The following is a 17,064-nucleotide window of genomic DNA, read 5'->3' as shown; positions in this document are numbered from 1 at the left end:
AGTTTTCAGTCTCAGTGACAGTTTACAGTATAAAACGGTTTAGCTTCGCTCTGTTCGCCTTTCAGGCTCGGGTGCGAAACTGAGCCGTTTTTTTATGCGCTATTTTTGTCATTCTGAACTTGTTTCAGAATCTAATATAAGAAGAGAAGCTGAAACGAGTTCAGCTTGACAATTACAATGTTGGAATTTTTTCCACTAACATTTCATTCCCGTTTATATCGTAATAACTGCACGTCATTTTATCCATAACTACAATCCATTTTTCGACACCAGATTTGGCGCAATCCTTCAAGAAAGTCATGTAATCTGTATTGCCTTGTTGGTGCGATTTTAAATCGGATTTAAATTGTTCGATATCACTTCTATTGGCAATTGGAAGTGTTTCCGAAAAACCTTGAGATGACGTAAAATAATTATCTTTTCCGTAATAATCGGTATGATTATCAAATACAAAAGTTTCGAAAGAAGTTACGCCAAGTGCAATAATATCTTGTATGTATTTTGGGAAATCAGCACCACTTTTGACTTTAGCATGTGCTTCTTTTATTTGTTGGATGGTGAACATAGGGTTTTGGTTTTAATTATTTACTGCAATTGGCATACCATTAACCATTTTAAATTTTGGTAATTGAATTTGTGGTAAAGGTTGACAAAGTGTTTTATTTACAATTTTTTCTCTCATTAATTTTTTCTTATTAAAATGGCGTGAAATATTTTGTGTTATTTCTGTGTAATTATCATTTTTGTCTTCTTTTAAATGATAAAAAATTTTAATTGAACGACAGTTATGATGCTCAAAAATTGTATTTAACAAGGTTCTATCTGATAAACCACAAGAATGACCCATAATTAAAACTTGAAATTTTTCACTATCGATATAACTTAATAAATCACTATAATTTGAGTTTTGAAGATATTGAAAAGACTTAAAATTTTTTAAATATTCATTATCATTAATGTTTTCAATTGCTTTATAATCTTCATCCATTTCATCTCCAAATCCAAAGTTTATCAAATTTAAATTATTATTTAATTTACCATGGATATGGTTCAATTCAACTTTTATTCTTCCTTCAACTAACGAAATAATATATCTATTTAAAGTTGATGTATAATTAAAATTAAGCAATCGAATTTCTGATTTATTCTGATAAGAATCATGTTTTTCTTTATTAAAAAAAATATCAATATCATTTTTATCTTCAAGATTATTAAACTCTAACTTCAAATTAGTTTCATTATTGAAAACAGAAATTGGTCTTAATACTTTATATAAATCATCGTTAACAACATTAAATTCTTTAGGTAAATCTAAAAGAAATTTGTTTTCAATATTTTCATTCAAATATTTTTCAAGTAAATGTTTCAATTGATTAAACTCGCTATTAAGTCTACTAACTATAACTTTTTTTTCTTTTGAAGAAGAATTTTTTGAATTAACATAGAATTTTAACAATAAATAGTATTCGTTTTCTATATCAACCCAATTTTCAGAATTTTTTTGAACAATTCTTTTAAAGAAATCATTTTTAAATTCAAAAATCTTTTCTCTTGATGAAAGTCTACCAGAATAAAATTTCAACGATCCTTCATCAAAATAATATTCTGGATTTTCATTCAAATATTGTTTAATATTTAATAATAAATCATCAAACTTTTCAATCACTTTATATTCTGAATAATACTTTTCATGTTTTTCATGAGTATATACTAATTCTTTATATTCTTCAGTTTTGCATTTATCTCTAAAATTCTTCCAAAAATCATCAATAAAATCTCTATAACTCGTTGGCAAACCATGGGCCAAATCAAATCCGTTTCCTATAATAACCAGTCTATTCATAAATCTAAAAAATCCTTTTCTCAAATTTACATTTTTAATTAAAGAAACTATATTTTTGCAGGATTAAGTTTTCAACAACGAACAACGAACAACGAACAACGAACAACGAACAACGAACAACGAATTTTGAATTACAAACACACTAACTACAAAAACACAAAAATCTCATACACGGATGCAGGAAAAGGCACGGTGGTGGTTTTGTTGCACGGATTTTTGGAAAATAGCACGATGTGGAACTATTTGGCGCCCGTTTTAGCTAAGAAAAATCGTGTGGTTTGTATTGATTTATTGGGTCACGGACAAACAGATTGTTTGGGTTATGTTCATACGATGGAAGATATGGCGGATTCGGTTCACCATGTTTTATCGGAACTAAAAATCAGAAAAGCAGTTTTTGTTGGACATTCAATGGGTGGTTATGCAGCTTTGGCTTTTGCCGAATTGTATCCCGAATTCATGAAAGGTTTGGTGTTGTTAAATTCCACTTCTCGTGCCGATAGCGAGGAGCGAATTGCTAATAGAACACGTGCTATAAAAGCCGTAAAACAAAATTATATTGCAGCTGTTCGAATGAGTATTGCGAATTTATTTTCGGAAGAAAACCGAGAAAAACTAACAGAACAAATTGAATGGGTTCGTGAAGAAGCGTTGCAAACGCCTTTACAAGGAATTATCGCTGCTCAAGAAGGCATGAAATTACGAAAAGACCGTGAAGTATTGTTGCATTTTGCTCCGTATCCAATTCTGTTAATCTTAGGAAAGAAAGATCCAGTTTTAAATTACGAAGAAAATTTAGAACAAATTGAAGGCACCAATGTACAACTCGTAACCTTCAACGACGGACATATGAGTCACCTCGAAAATCAAGCAGAATTAGAAAAGGTTTTGACTAACTTCTTAAAAAATTAACCGCAAGAAAAGTAAATTATTAATCTTTTATATTTTGCCACGAATTGCCGAATTAAGTATAAAACTCAATAATTTTTATTCGAATAATTATCGACTTTGTCGATACAAATCGTTTCAATAAACAATTTAAATTCGAGAATTCGTGGCTAAAATTATTTTTTAAAAAGCATCGTTTTTAGTTATTAATCAACTCAATAGCTTTATCCAATACTTCGTCTTTCCCTTCACGAATTCCTTTAATAGTTGGTTCTATTTTAACATCAGGGATAATTCCTACACGTTGTGTTTCAGAACCGTTTGGAGTTAAAACACCAATTCCAGATATCCAGGTAAAAATATTACCAGGTAAATAAATTTCAGATACATTTCCATCCGCACCAGCTGTTGTACTTCCTAAAACCTTCGCATTTGGAGCTACTCGCAATGCCATTGCAGTATATTCTGCTTGACTTTGTGTTTCTTCATTTACCAATATAATTACTTTCCCTTTAAAATAATTCTTATTATTTCTTCCCACTTTATATTCGTAGTCTTTAATTGTAAACAAACCTGGTGTTTTAATATTTCCAGTAGTAAATTTTACAAAATCTTTTTTCTCGTTTAAGAGGTAACGATTCAAACTAAATACAAGAAATTCAGAAGGATAACATCTTAAATCAACAATTAAACCTTTCTTATCTAAAAACTTATCCATTATTTCATTGATTTCGCCTTCTTTCAATGTTCCAGGATAAATGTATCCAATGTTTTCATTTATTACTTTATGAGAAACAGGTTTGTTTTTAAAATATTTAAACGGAATTGTAACAACGCTAACCTCTTTTTTTCCAGAAATTGTTTCTAGAGTAAGTTGTAAATTATCATTATTAGTTCGTAAAATTTTATTCGCCATACCTCTTAATTGAGTAGGATAATTTGAAGATGGGAAGTATTTCTGATTATTCTTGATCCAATCTTCTATAAGAACTCCATTTACAGAAACAATTACATCGCCAACTTGAATATTCGCCTCTTTGTATTCTTCTCGCAAATTCACCACTACAACTTTATTTTCTATAAATTTCACTTCAATTGGCGCTACTTTTTCTCCAAAAAAATTATCGAAAATTTTATTTCCCCAAACATTAGCATGTGTATCCTGAATTTTTCCAATAAGTTCAACCAGAGTTAACGTATATTCTTTTTCGTCTTTAGTGGCAGTCATTTTAGGAATAAATTCTTTTAATACCTTATCCCAGTGTTCATCCATTAAATGACGATTAGGAAAAAAATATTCAATCATATTCCAATAACGAAAAACAGATAAAAGCTTGATTCCAGAATCGGTGTAATTCATTTTTAAGTATACTTTCTCGTTGTTAAAAATGGGATTACTTACAGTTTTATAGAAATCAATGTAGTAATGATTGTCTTGACGAACGGCATTATTGATATTTTGAAGTAATTCTGACAATTCAACAGAAATCAAACTCGTGTCAGCAATCCATTTTGTGTTTGGAAGCAATTTAATTTCGCTTTCTTCTGGCAAAGTCTTCTTTTCCGTTTTAAAAGTTCCTAATTTATTGATCCATTGAACTAAGTCAGTATCAAAGTTTTTACTATCAATTTTGGGTAACATTCTGAATAATTCATAATCCCAACTAATTTTTCCTTCAGCAATTGCAGGATGATAGTATTTTACAAAACCCCAAACTTTTCCTAAAATAAATAAATTTCGTTTTTGATTATCGTTTAACGAAGTCAATTCAAACTTTGAACCACCATCAAACTCAGTATCCTTATCAACAATTGAAATTTCTTTTTTTATAGGAGTTAATGATTCTATAGGCTTACCATCAATTGTAACTTTAAAATTATCAAACCAAGCTTTTCCTTTACCATTTAAAATTCCGGCAACATAAATTTGATCTGCGTTTTCTTTAAATTCTAATGTAACACTATATTTTTTCCAATCAGCAGTTCCTTGCAACATTTGCTGTTTCATATTATCAAACGCTATAGATTTTCCATTTTTATCAATTCGCATTAACAAACCAACAAAACCTTCAGTTGCATTTTCATATTTTATATAACCTTCAAGAGTTATCTTTTTACCTTTAAAATTAGCTGGTAATGCATAAGCAACACTTCCAAAACCCTCACCGTTTTTAGCATCAATTAGAATTGAATTTTTACTTTTATATGCTTGAGTAGAATCAATTTTTAAATCATATTTACCCCATTTAATCCAATCTTCAGGTAAGTTTTCGCCTTTTATAGTTTTTTCAAAGTCAAGATTGAATTTTTGAACATCAGATTGTGAGAACAAAATATTCACCAATAAAATGAATGCAAAAGAGAAGATTTTTTTCATAACTATTTTTTAGGGTAATTTTAATTTCGACAAAGAAAATGAAAAAAATATAAGAAAATCAAAACGAAAAGTTAAATATTTTCTTTAAAAGAAATCGCTGGATTTAAAATTTCTTGAACTAAAATTACCAATTCTTCTGTAAAATTTTCTAAGAATTCTTGTGTAATAATCGTTTCATTTATCGCATTTTTTCCACTTCCAATTTTAAAAGTAAAAGGTAAAAATCCGCCTTTCATATTTTTAAAAGAAAAAATGCCGACTTCCACATTAAAGTTTGCTTTCAATTCACTTTCCTGAAACATTAAAGCATAACACAACAGTTGAATGATTTTATCATTGGCTAAATCCAACGTTAAACCTTCAAAAGTGCCGATTTTTAGTTTATTCGCTTCGACTTTTCCTGTTTTGTAATCGATAATTCGAATGCTGTTATTTCGCAATTCAATTCTATCAACTTTTCCAGCAATTCGAATTGGAAATGGTAAATTCGGATGTACAATTTCAGCCGAATGTTCTTTTTCTAAAGACAAAATAAACAATTCGTCACCCTTTTCGATATTTAGTTTTTCCTGAATTAAGAAGTTGTAAATATTACGTTTTGCAACTTCAAAAGCAATTAAGTTTTTCCCTTTTTTGATTTCACCTTCTTTGTAGACTTCTACAAATTTCTCTAAGGTAAATGCTTCAATATTCTGAATCATTGCATCAATATCCGAAATTTTAATTTGTGTATTTGTGCCTTCAAAAGGTTGATACATTTTTTCCAACACTTCGTGAATAATCGTACCTAACGTATTCGCAGCCACATTTTCTTCCACTTCTTCATTTTCACGAACACCTAAAATTCGCTGGTAATAAAACTGAATCGGATTTCGTAAATAATTGGTCAAAGCCGATGGAGAAAAACCTTTTATTGTCGCAATTTCTTTCAATCTATCCAAAATTGGTTGCGTTTTTAAAATCTCAATTGGTTGGTAAATCGTATCCGGTTTTATGGCGTTATAAAACACTTTTTTGAAATTGTGATTCGGTAAATGTTCGATTTCCAATTGGGTGATGAAACGACTTTTTTCACCTGCGTCAATTCCTTCCGAATGTGTGTTGTATAATAAGTAAATGTTTTTCGCACGTTGCAACAAACGGTAAAAATGATACGTGAAAATGGCGTCACGTTCCTTATAGGTTGGCAAACCTTTTTCTAATTTTACATCGTGTGGAATAAAAGAATTATTCGATTTTCCGCCAGGTAATTTTCCTTCATTAAGCGAAGTGATAATCACATTTTCAAAATCTAACACACGACTTTCCAAAATTCCCATGATTTGCAAACCTTGTAACGGCTCACCTTCAAAAGAAACCTGAGCTTGATCGATAACCTGCTTATAAATAGAAAAAAGAATTTCTAAATTTTCAATGTTATGATAGGTTTCGTAATAGTTGGTGATTTTTATGATGATGTTATAAATCGAAAACACAAAGGCCTTCGTGACTTTATCTTGCTCATTCTGATTACTTAAATGCTCTTTGATGTAGATAAGAATTGCTTTTAATTTCTCTAAAATTTCTTCTACAGAAACATTCCAATCGAAAAACAAAAGTGTAACCAATTTGTTTTCTTCTAAATTATATTTCGAAAATAAATCTGCTAATCGATTGCTCGTGATAAACGTTAAATTCGAATTTTTAATAATTTTAACGACTTCATTTGCGTTGACACTTGAAACTACTAACGGATTATTTAGGATTTCTAGCACTTCTTTATAATAGAAAACGCTTTGCTTTTTGTTTCTGTTTTGAGCATTCAAATGAAGGTTGAACAGTTTAAAAACTAATATTTGTGCTGGATTATTTTTGCTTGGATAACCCATCGTGATGTTTAAATTTTCCACCTCAACAGGTAAAGAATTCAATAAAGGAATTAAGATATTTTCTTCACTTAACACCACAGCAGTCTTTTCTAAAGAAGGATTTTCTAAAGCAATTTTCTCGATGATTTTACCTGCGATTTTTGCTTGTCCGATAGATTTTGGTGTTCCAATTACTTCGATATTTTTTTCATTGGAAAACTCGTTCATAATCCAATTGAAAGGATTCGTTTCAAAATGTTTCCACGAATTTTTAATTCTTCTTAAAAACAAACCGGCATCGTGAAACTCGTCTCTTAAGAAAACCGCATCAATGTCCCAATAAACCGTAGCTTTTTTATTTTCTAATAAATATTTGATGATGGTTTCTTCGGCATTATTTAGCGCGTTAAAACCCGCAAATACAAAGGTTTTATTTTCTAGATTCTTGGTGAAATCAATAATATTTTCTGCCGACTTTCTGTATAATAAACCTTGATAACCGACTTTTTTATTTAGTAGATGTTGAGTAAATTTCTCATAGTAAAGAGGCAATAATTTCCAAAACTCTAAATGATTCTCCACCAATTTGGTTTGGTTATTTATATTTGGCGTCCAATGTTTGATGCGTTCAATATCTAACAGATAGGAAAATATTTCATTTTGATTGACTAAATAACGGTCAATTTCATTAAAATCTTGTAGTAGTGTAACGGCCCAGCTAGAAAATTTTTCGAAATCTTGCTGTTTAGATTTCTCTGTAATATCTAAATACACGATATAAAACTCGAACAAAAGTTCAATATTATCTAAAGCTCTTAATTGTGCAATATCTTCAATTAAGCTTTCAATACTAATGATTTGAGGCGCTAAAAAAGTTTCAGTAGATTGTTTTTTTAATTCTTCAATTAAAAAAAGTTTTGCCCTTTTGTTAGGCAAAACAATGTTTGTATTATATAGTGTGGTAGAATTATTGCTTAATAATTCTTTTGCCAGTTTAGATAAAAAAGATGCATCCATGGCAATAAAGATAAAAAAAAGGCCTCAATAAATTGAGGCCTTTTTCAAATATTATAAGAGAAAAATTATTTTACTAATTTAACTTCTACTCTTCTGTTTTGAGCTTTTCCAGCTTTAGTTTTGTTTGAAGCAACTGGTTTAGATTCTCCAAATCCTTCAGAAGTTAATCTGTCAGCACCAATACCGTTATCAACTAAGTAAGTTCTTACAGCAGCAGCTCTATCTTTAGATAATTGTAAATTCATAGCGTCTTTACCATCTGAATCTGTATGACCTTCTAAAGCAAACTTAGCAGTTGGGTACTCTTTTAAGATAGCAACCATAGCTTGTAATACTGGGAAAGTTTGTTTTTGGAACGATGCTTTTGCAGAATCAAATAATATAGTTTTAGCATAGTCATTTAATTTTTTCATTGTTTCGTCAGAAACTTCAGGACATCCGTTGTTAGCAACAGTTCCAGCAACAGTAGGACATTTGTCATCTTTGTCTAAAACTTTGTCACCATCAGTATCTGGCCATGGACAACCTTTGTTAGCTTTTTCTCCTTTTACAGTAGGACAAGCGTCATCTTTATCAGCAACACCATCACCATCAGCATCAGGACAACCTTGTAATACAGGTAAACCAGCTACATCGATACAAGCGTCATCTTTATCAGCAACACCATCACCATCTTGATCAGGACAACCATTCATTTCTGGAGTACCTGGCTCATCGATACAAGCATCAGCTGAATCTTGGATTCCGTCTCCATCAGTATCAGGACAACCTTGGAAAGCAGCTAAACCAGGAACGTCTGGACAAGCATCTTCTTTGTCGATGATTCCGTCATTATCTCTATCTTTAGCACCGAATTGGAATTTTAAACCAGCTTGGTGAAAAATATGAGTTGGTACATCTGCGTTTGGCATTCTTTTGTCGTCGAAACCGTATTTTAAAGTAGAACCTAAAGTTAATGCTACATTTTTAGCAAACCATAAGTTTAATCCCCATCCTCCATTTACAGTACCAGCAGAAGCATCTCCGAAGAAAGTATAACCTCCACCTAAGTGTAAACTTGGGTCAAACCATTTTGACTTAATTAAGCTTTTGAAGCTATAAGTAATTGCTCCATCAACTCCGTAATAGTTTAAATCACCAGGATTACCTACAACGTGAGTGTTTTTAGTTCCTTCAACGTGTTCTACCCACTTAGTGATTTTGTTGAATGATCCTGTTAAACCAAAACTGAAGTTTCCTCCTACATTTCTAGCAACGTTTACATAAGATACTGAAGGTACAATGTTCCAATTTCCTTGTGGATTGTACAATTCTTCAAATCTAAGGTGGTCATTTCCTTTCATGCTTATCTTCGTGTCAACTGCGTTAACTCCGAAAGATATTGCCCATGGGTTTGTGCTGTCTTGAGCATTAGCTGCGAATCCAGCTAACAATAACGCCCCAGCAAATAGTTTGTTAAGATGTTTCATACTTTTTATTTAATTTAATTACAATGCGTTATAATACGAACAAAAGTAATATGTTTTTTGTAATTCACAAAACTTTTGTGCTTTTTTTCCTAATTAAAAGTTAATTAATGCTAATTTACTGAATAATATTTAGTTTTTTACCTACGGTAGCGAATGCTTCTATAGCTTTATCTAAGTGTTCTTGTGTGTGAGCAGCAGATAATTGTACTCTAATTCTTGCTTTTTCTTTAGGAACAACTGGGAAAAAGAACCCAATTACATAAATTCCTAATTTTAACAATTCATCAGCCATTACTTGTGACAATTTTGCATCATATAACATTACTGGTACAATTGCAGAATCACCATCAATGAAATCTAAACCTGCTTTTCTCATTCCTTCTTTGAAATAATTCGTATTCCATTCTAATTTATCTCTTAAAGAATTGTCTTTTTTCAATAATTCGAAAACCTTTAATGAAGCACCAACAATTGCCGGAGATAATGAATTAGAAAATAAATATGGACGAGAACGTTGACGTAAAATTTCAATGACTTCTTTTTTAGCCGTTGTGTAACCACCCATCGCGCCACCTAAAGCTTTTCCTAATGTTCCTGTGATAATATCCACACGACCCATAACTCCTTTTGCTTCCATTGTTCCTTTACCAGTTGCACCGATGAAACCAGCAGCGTGACATTCGTCTACCATTACTAATGCATCGTACTTATCTGCTAAATCGCAAATTTTATCTAAAGGCGCTACTAATCCGTCCATAGAGAAAACTCCGTCTGTTACAATTAACTTGAAACGATGACCTGCTTCTGTAGCTTTTATTAATTGTTCTTCTAACTCTTGCATATTAGAATTTTCATAACGGTAACGTGCTGCTTTACACAAACGTACTCCATCAATAATAGAAGCGTGATTTAAACTATCCGAAATAATACAATCTTCTTCTCCTAATAAAGGTTCGAAAACACCACCATTCGCATCGAAAGCGGCAGCATATAAAATAGTATCTTCTGTTCCGTAGAAATCTGCGATCTCAGCTTCCAATTGTTTATGGATATCTTGAGTTCCACAAATGAAACGCACAGACGACATTCCGAATCCGTGAGAATCTAAAGCGTCTTTTGCAGCTTGCACCACTTCTGGATGAGATGATAATCCTAAATAATTGTTCGCGCAGAAATTTAAAACCGTTTCACCATTTACAATTATCTCAGCACCTTGAGGCGAAGTAATAATTCTTTCTTTTTTATATAATCCGTTTTGTTGAATCGCATCTAACTCTTTTTGCAAATGCTCTTGAATTTTTCCGTACATAATAAGGTATAGTTTGTTGTATTTTTTACAAATGTATAATTTTTAATTCTTCTCCTATATATAGTAAGACTTTTTTACTAACATTTACGCTCATTTTTTCAATAACGCGTGCGTAATTTTCAATTTGATTCTTATGCTTTTCTTCTGGCAAACCTGTTTTATAATCTATTAGGAAAGCTTCATTATTATGAATTACTAATCTGTCTGGTTTTAAATTGACTTCATTTGGCGATATAATATTATGTTCTGTAAAAACGGTATAACTCGGATTAAAGAAATCTTCCAATTCAGGGTGATTGATAATTTGATTGACTTTTTCTTCGAAAATGGTTTTTTGAGAATGTTGAATTAATCCTTCTTCTAAACTTTTCGTTAAGGCGAATTGCAAATCGTTTTTCGTAATAATATACGATAAAATCTGGTGTAAAATATTTCCGAATTCAATCGCATCTTGTTGCAAAGTTCCCCACATTAAGGCTTCTTTTTTTGCGATTTTTATCGAAGAAAAATCTAAAGCATTTTCCACGGCATGAATCTCGGCTTTGTTTTTTGAGAATAATTTCGGCTGCGATTTTCGTTCCGGATTTCCAAAAACATAGTCTTTTTGTTCGATAGAAAAATTGGCGTTTTGCTCCAAGAAATTGATGAAATATGTCGCCAATGTTTTTGAAGTCGAAATTTCTCCTTTTGCGGTGACTTTATAACTGCTAATAATATGCAATTGTTCTTCGGCACGTGTTAACGCTACATATAAAACATTAATCGTATCAAGAATTTCTTCTTGCGATTTGGTTTGATAAATTTCGTTGGTTTTGTCGTTGTACTTTTCTAAAACTTTTGTGTTTTTTACCAAAGCTTGCGGCATATCAACACTTTCGTCTTCCATTGGAATCCAAATGTTGTTGGTTCTCGGATTTAAACTATCATCGGCAAACGGATAAATTACGACAGGAAATTCTAGACCTTTCGATTTATGAATGGTCATAATTCGGATGGCTTTTTCACCTTCTGGAGATGGAATACTTTGTTTGAATCCGGTTTTTTTCCAATACTCTAAAAAGTCAGCAATACTTGTTTGATATTTTACATTTCTTTCCAGAACCAAATCTAGGAAATATTGCACGTAAGAAATCGTAGTTTTTTCTTTTAAAAAGACGTGAACGATGTTTTCTACGGCTTCGTATAACGATTTTTTTCTACAATTTTCAAACGAAATTTTACATTCAAAATCCGATAAATATTTTTCTAAATCAGTTTCCGATAAATCTTTTGTTTCCGTAATAAACTGATGAATTTCTTGTTTCGAAACCTTTTCTTTCGCTACGTAATACAACCAATTTATTTTCGATTCTTGATTATTCGCGCTATTTAAATATTCTAAAAAATTAATGATGAATTTCACTTCCGAAGCATTCTGAATCAGCAACGTTTCCGATGAAATAATGGGAATGTTATTTTCGGTTAAGAAATTCGCCAGTAAAACACCATTTCTAGTTTTTCGAGTTAGCAAAACGATATCAGAATATTCAAATCCGTTCGCAATGGAACTTTGAATGATTTCTAAAGTTTTCGATAAATATTGTTTGTCTTTTTCGGTGATATTTTCATCATCGGCAATTTCATCATTAATCTCAATATTGTCATTTAAAAAACTCACCGAAACAAATCCGCCTTTTTTAGCATTAACTTCCTGATTGGCGGTTTCTTGATATAATTTTTGATACGCTTCATTCGTAAATTCGCCCGAAAGAAATTGGAAAAATTGGTTATTAAAATCAATCACTTCCGAATAACTTCTGTAATTTTTTGGCAGATTTTTGACGCGTTTATCTTTGTTCGAAAAAGGATTTTCTTCGTTACTTAAATCGATAAATTGTTCCGCTTTTCCACCACGCCATCGGTAAATAGATTGCTTCGGATCTCCCACAATCATTAGCGAACCTTTTGTGCCGTCTAGATCTTCACTCGCCAAAGCATTATCAATTAATGGCACAAAATTTTCCCATTGCAATTGCGAAGTATCCTGAAATTCGTCAATAAAATAATGACGGTATCTGTCACCCAAACGTTCATAAATAAACGGCGCGGGTTGGTCTTTAATTTCGTTGTGAATTATCGTATTGAAATCTGAAATTGACAACACATTTTGATCTTCTTGTAGTTGTTTATATTCTTGATAAATCACGTTGATTAACGATAACGGAATCATGTTTTTGATAATCAAATCGAACAACGCATTTTCGTTTTGAGCGCTATAAATAATACTCAATTTCTGTTTCCAAGAAGCAGAAAAACTTTCTACAACTTCTAAATTATTTGATTTTTTTGGAACGGTTATTTCTCTGTCGTTTACAAAATCATAATCCGTTGCCTTTTCGTGAAACAAATTCACAATATGATTATAAAAAGTCCCGCGATCAAAATCGTCTTTAGTTAAATTATTTGCAGTGAAATCATCTAAAATTTTTTTAGAGTTTTCTTTTATTTTTGATTTATTGCTTTCAATTTTCAGCTTGATTTTTTCGGCAATTTTAGAAAAATCATCTACTGATTTATCACTCAATTTTCCGAAATTGAAAAAATGTTCTTCGTTTAAAATCAGTTTCGAAACTTCGTATAAATCTAAAGTCACATCCCAACTTTTATCGTCGTCGGTTTTATTTTTAGCAAAATTGATTAAAATATCCGTCAGTTGTTTGTCTTCACCAGCTTTGGCAACAACTACATCAATAGCATTTTTCAGTAATTCATCTGTGTCAAGTGTGACATCAAAATTCGTAGGTAAATTTAAATCGTGCGTGAATGTTCTGATGATTCGATGCGTAAATTTATCGATAGTTGAAATATCAAAAGCGGCGTAATTGTGAATTAAATTCTTTAAAATTTTTCTCGATTTGACTTGAATAGAATGCACATCCAACTTAATTTCAGAGGCAATTTCTTGCATAAAATCGGCTGTTTTTTCCGAAACTTCTTCTTCTGTAAAAGCAATTAAACTTTCTACAATTCGGCTTTTCATTTCTTCAACAGCTTTATTCGTAAACGTAATCGCTAGAATTTTTTTATAAGCATCATTGGCTGGTGCCACTAACAAAATTTTCAAATATTCTTTTGTTAAAGTGTACGTTTTTCCAGAACCAGCTGAAGCGTTATAAAGTTGAAATGCCATATTTTTTATTTTTTAAGCCACCGATTATTTTCTAACTCAATCCTATTCTGAACTATTTTGAACGAAATATCTTCACTTCAATCAAAAAAAACTATGAATCTATGTGTTAAATCAATTCGTTTGTGCCTTGTAAATTTTTATTTTCAAAGTTAAAGTTATAAATTTGAAAATTATAATTAATCATTTAAAAATATATATCATGGCTTTTGAATTACCGCAATTACCTTATGCATATGATGCATTAGAACCACATATTGATGCGAGAACTATGGAAATTCACCATACAAAACATCATAATGCTTATACTACAAATTTAAATGCTGCCATTGCTGGAACAGATTTAGAAGGAAAATCTATTGAAGCGATTATGGCTAATTTAGATATGAACAACATGCCAGTTAGAAATAACGGTGGTGGATTTTTTAACCACAATTTATTTTGGACAGTTATGTCGCCAAACGGTGGTGGTTTACCAACAGGTGAATTAGCTGCTGCGATTGATGCTGCTTATGGTTCATTTGACGCTTTTAAAGCTGAATTTGCTAAAGCTGCTGCAACGCGTTTTGGTTCAGGATGGGCTTGGCTTTGTGTGCAAAAAGGCGGAAAAGTTGAAGTTTGTTCTTCAGCAAATCAAGACAATCCATTAATGCCAGGAATTGGTTGTGGTGGGGCGCCAATTTTAGGTTTAGACGTTTGGGAACATGCGTATTACTTAAAATACCAAAACAGAAGACCAGATTACATAGAAGTTTTTTTCAATGTAATTAACTGGGATGAAGTAACGAGACGTTTCAACGAAGCGAAATAATTTCATAAATATAAAATTAAAGCGTTCAAGTATAATTGGACGCTTTTTTATTATCTGTATATTTGCTTCTAATTTACTACTAAATGAGGATATTGTTTTGGATTTTGTTTTTATGTTCTTTTGAGGCGATGGCTCAGAAGAATACATCAAAGCAGGATGAAAACACCCAAAAATTAGTTGGCAATATCATTAGAATTCAGAATAATAATAATTTAAAAGCCACTGATTTTAGTTATTCTTTTTACGAAAAAGCAATTGTTTCGGCACATCCCGATTCTATTTCTGATCGTATTGAAATGGTTTTTAAAAACAAGAAAAAAACAAAATATATTCTTGATTCTTCGAGTTATAAATTCAAGAAAATTATTACCAAACAACACGTATATCAAACCGAAAAAGTTTCTACCATTTCTATCGTAAAAGGCAAGAAAAAAGAAAACATTATTGGACTGAAAATGGCAGGTTTGAAACAACCCGTTTACGAATTATTAGGACAAGAATTTATGCCTTTTGATTTGAGTAAAAAACACTTGAAAATTTTACAATTTACTTTCCAAAATCCTTTTACCTCAGAAGGTTCACGCAAATACAAATTTGAAATTACAGATACGATTGCAACCGAAAATGGTAAAGAAATTGTCTTGCAATTTGAATCAAAGAAAAACATCTTTAAAACCCCAATAAAAGGTTCACTAACTGTCGATTTAAATACGTTTTCTATTACTAAAAGTACTTTTCTTATCAACAGCATTATCAATGTCAAAACGGAAACCATTTTTGGTTGGTTTAATAATGGGAAATCGTGGTTTCCTGTATCGCAAAGCTTATTGGTAACCAAAGGAAAAGGTAAACACAATATTGATTTTTTAGGAGAAACCATTCAGTTTGAGGAAATGACAAGTACTTCTTCTAAAAAATTCGATTATTCAGATAATTTGTATGTGAAAATCGACCGAGATTTTACCGATTATAACTTTACCGAAAAACCAAAAAAACAACATTATCAAATTCATATTGATAAAAGTGCTACAAAAACGAACGTCGCTTTTTTTAAAACCATTTCGAATGATACTTTAGATAAACGTTCTCTAAAAACCTATCAAACTTTAGATAGTTTGGTAACGGCTACACAAATAGAAAGGAAAATTTATTTTGGAAAAAAACTAATTAACGGACAAATTCCTTTTGGAATTGTAGATGTTCGTGCTCGAGATTTGTTTAAATTTAATAATTACGAAGGATTCCGTTTAGGTTTAGGTTTATCTACCAACGACCGCCTTTCGCCATCTTATAAATTATTTGGCTATGGTGCTTATGGCACAAAAGACGGCAAATTTAAAGGTCAAATTGGGAGTTCGTTCCGAGTTTCTAAAAATACCGATACTTGGATTTCTGGATCAGCAACAAATGATTTAACTGAATTTGCCGACTTAACGCTTTTAGCAGACAACAAACGTTTTAAACTTTTAGATCCACGACCATTTAATATTTCTACGTTTTACAACCATCAATCGTATGAGTTAACATTTGCATCGAAATTTATTTCTAAAGTAGAAACTACACTGAAAATAAACCGCTCTCGAATCAATCCATTATTTGATTACGCTTTTATTGCGCCAAGTAAAACTTATCATATTTACAATTTAACATTAGCAACTTTAAGTTTAGAATGGTCGCCCAAAAGTACTTTTTTACAAGCGCCACAAGAAATATTAGAAGTCGAAAAAGGATATCCCAAAGTGATTTTACAAATTGCTCATGCCATTCCGAATGTATTGAGTGACAATATCGAATTCACTAAAATTGATACTAGAATTTATCAAGAGAAGAAATATTTATCGGGGCAAAAAACAACTTTTTTATTGCAAGGTGGAATTAGTTTAGGCAACGCACCACTTTCACATTTGTATAGTGTTTCTCCTAATAATTTAGATCGAGAAGCGATTTTGCAACGTCTTACTTTTGCTAATAAAACGTCATTTGAAACCATGTATTTTAATGAATTTTATTCGGACAGGTATTCACTTTTTCAATTGAAACATTACTTCAATAAATTACAAATCTCGAAAAGCATCAAACCTACATTAGTTTTGGGAAGTAAGGTCGCTTTTGGTGATTTTTCACATTCAGAAAAGCATCAAGGTATTGAATTTAAAACAATGGAAAAAGGTTTTTTTGAAAGCGGATTTGAGCTACAAAACATTTTCAGTGGCTTCGGATTGTCAACCTATTACAGATATGGGCCGTATCAATTACCAAGATTCGACCAAAATATTGCAATAAAATTGTCGTTTACGTTGAATTTGGGGATTTAGTCAAAATCTTAGACTTCAAACT

The 17,064-nt window shown here is 31.3% G+C and carries 10 protein-coding genes; 3 read left to right on the top strand and 7 right to left on the bottom strand.

Annotation, left to right across the window (positions count from 1 at the left end; all coding sequences use genetic code 11):
- Positions 1-172: 172 nt before the first annotated feature.
- Together BMX42_RS07620 and BMX42_RS07615 are read right to left on the bottom strand one after the other, a co-directional pair.
- Positions 173-565: a DUF1398 domain-containing protein gene (locus BMX42_RS07620; protein WP_091311659.1), complete on the bottom strand. Its 393-nt coding sequence runs from the start codon at positions 563-565 to the stop codon at positions 173-175.
- A 12-nt stretch (positions 566-577) separates the two neighbouring features.
- A complete protein-coding gene (locus BMX42_RS07615) occupies positions 578-1,843 on the bottom strand; it encodes an AbiH family protein (RefSeq protein ID WP_091311655.1) in 1,266 nt (421 codons plus the stop codon).
- Between the two features lie 126 nt (positions 1,844-1,969).
- Between BMX42_RS07615 and BMX42_RS07610 the strand changes: the two genes are divergently transcribed.
- Positions 1,970-2,755, top strand: coding sequence for an alpha/beta fold hydrolase (locus BMX42_RS07610; protein ID WP_091311652.1), 786 nt, complete (start codon positions 1,970-1,972; stop codon positions 2,753-2,755).
- Positions 2,756-2,930: 175 nt separating this feature from the next.
- On the opposite strand, the gene BMX42_RS07605 is transcribed toward BMX42_RS07610, so the two are convergent.
- The 5 genes from BMX42_RS07605 to BMX42_RS07585 all read right to left on the bottom strand — a co-directional run bounded on the left by BMX42_RS07605 (position 2,931) and on the right by BMX42_RS07585 (position 13,919).
- A complete protein-coding gene (locus tag BMX42_RS07605; protein ID WP_091311648.1) occupies positions 2,931-5,108 on the bottom strand; it encodes a S41 family peptidase in 2,178 nt (725 codons plus the stop codon).
- A 71-nt stretch (positions 5,109-5,179) separates the two neighbouring features.
- On the bottom strand, positions 5,180-7,972 hold the full coding sequence (locus tag BMX42_RS07600; protein ID WP_091311644.1) for a PD-(D/E)XK nuclease family protein: 2,793 nt from the start codon (positions 7,970-7,972) through the stop codon (positions 5,180-5,182).
- A gap of 65 nt (positions 7,973-8,037) precedes the next feature.
- Positions 8,038-9,441 carry an OmpA family protein gene (locus tag BMX42_RS07595; protein WP_091311641.1) on the bottom strand — a complete coding sequence of 468 codons (1,404 nt, stop codon included), beginning with the start codon at positions 9,439-9,441 and terminating at the stop codon, positions 8,038-8,040.
- Positions 9,442-9,556: 115 nt separating this feature from the next.
- Complete coding sequence (gene kbl, locus BMX42_RS07590; protein WP_091311637.1) at positions 9,557-10,750, bottom strand: glycine C-acetyltransferase; 1,194 nt, start codon at positions 10,748-10,750, stop codon at positions 9,557-9,559.
- Between the two features lie 25 nt (positions 10,751-10,775).
- Complete coding sequence (locus BMX42_RS07585) at positions 10,776-13,919, bottom strand: UvrD-helicase domain-containing protein (protein WP_245748273.1); 3,144 nt, start codon at positions 13,917-13,919, stop codon at positions 10,776-10,778.
- 199 nt (positions 13,920-14,118) lie between these two features.
- Between BMX42_RS07585 and BMX42_RS07580 the strand changes: the two genes are divergently transcribed.
- On the top strand, positions 14,119-14,727 hold the full coding sequence (locus BMX42_RS07580; protein WP_091311628.1) for a superoxide dismutase: 609 nt from the start codon (positions 14,119-14,121) through the stop codon (positions 14,725-14,727).
- Between the two features lie 83 nt (positions 14,728-14,810).
- The gene (locus tag BMX42_RS07575; RefSeq protein ID WP_143055615.1) at positions 14,811-17,042 is read left to right on the top strand and encodes a DUF5686 family protein; all 2,232 of its coding nucleotides are present in this window, start codon (positions 14,811-14,813) and stop codon (positions 17,040-17,042) included.
- Positions 17,043-17,064: the final 22 nt, after the last annotated feature.

Source organism: Flavobacterium terrigena, from assembly GCF_900108955.1.
Lineage (GTDB): Bacteria > Bacteroidota > Bacteroidia > Flavobacteriales > Flavobacteriaceae > Flavobacterium > Flavobacterium terrigena.
This window is presented reverse-complemented; position numbering and strand designations above follow the sequence as displayed.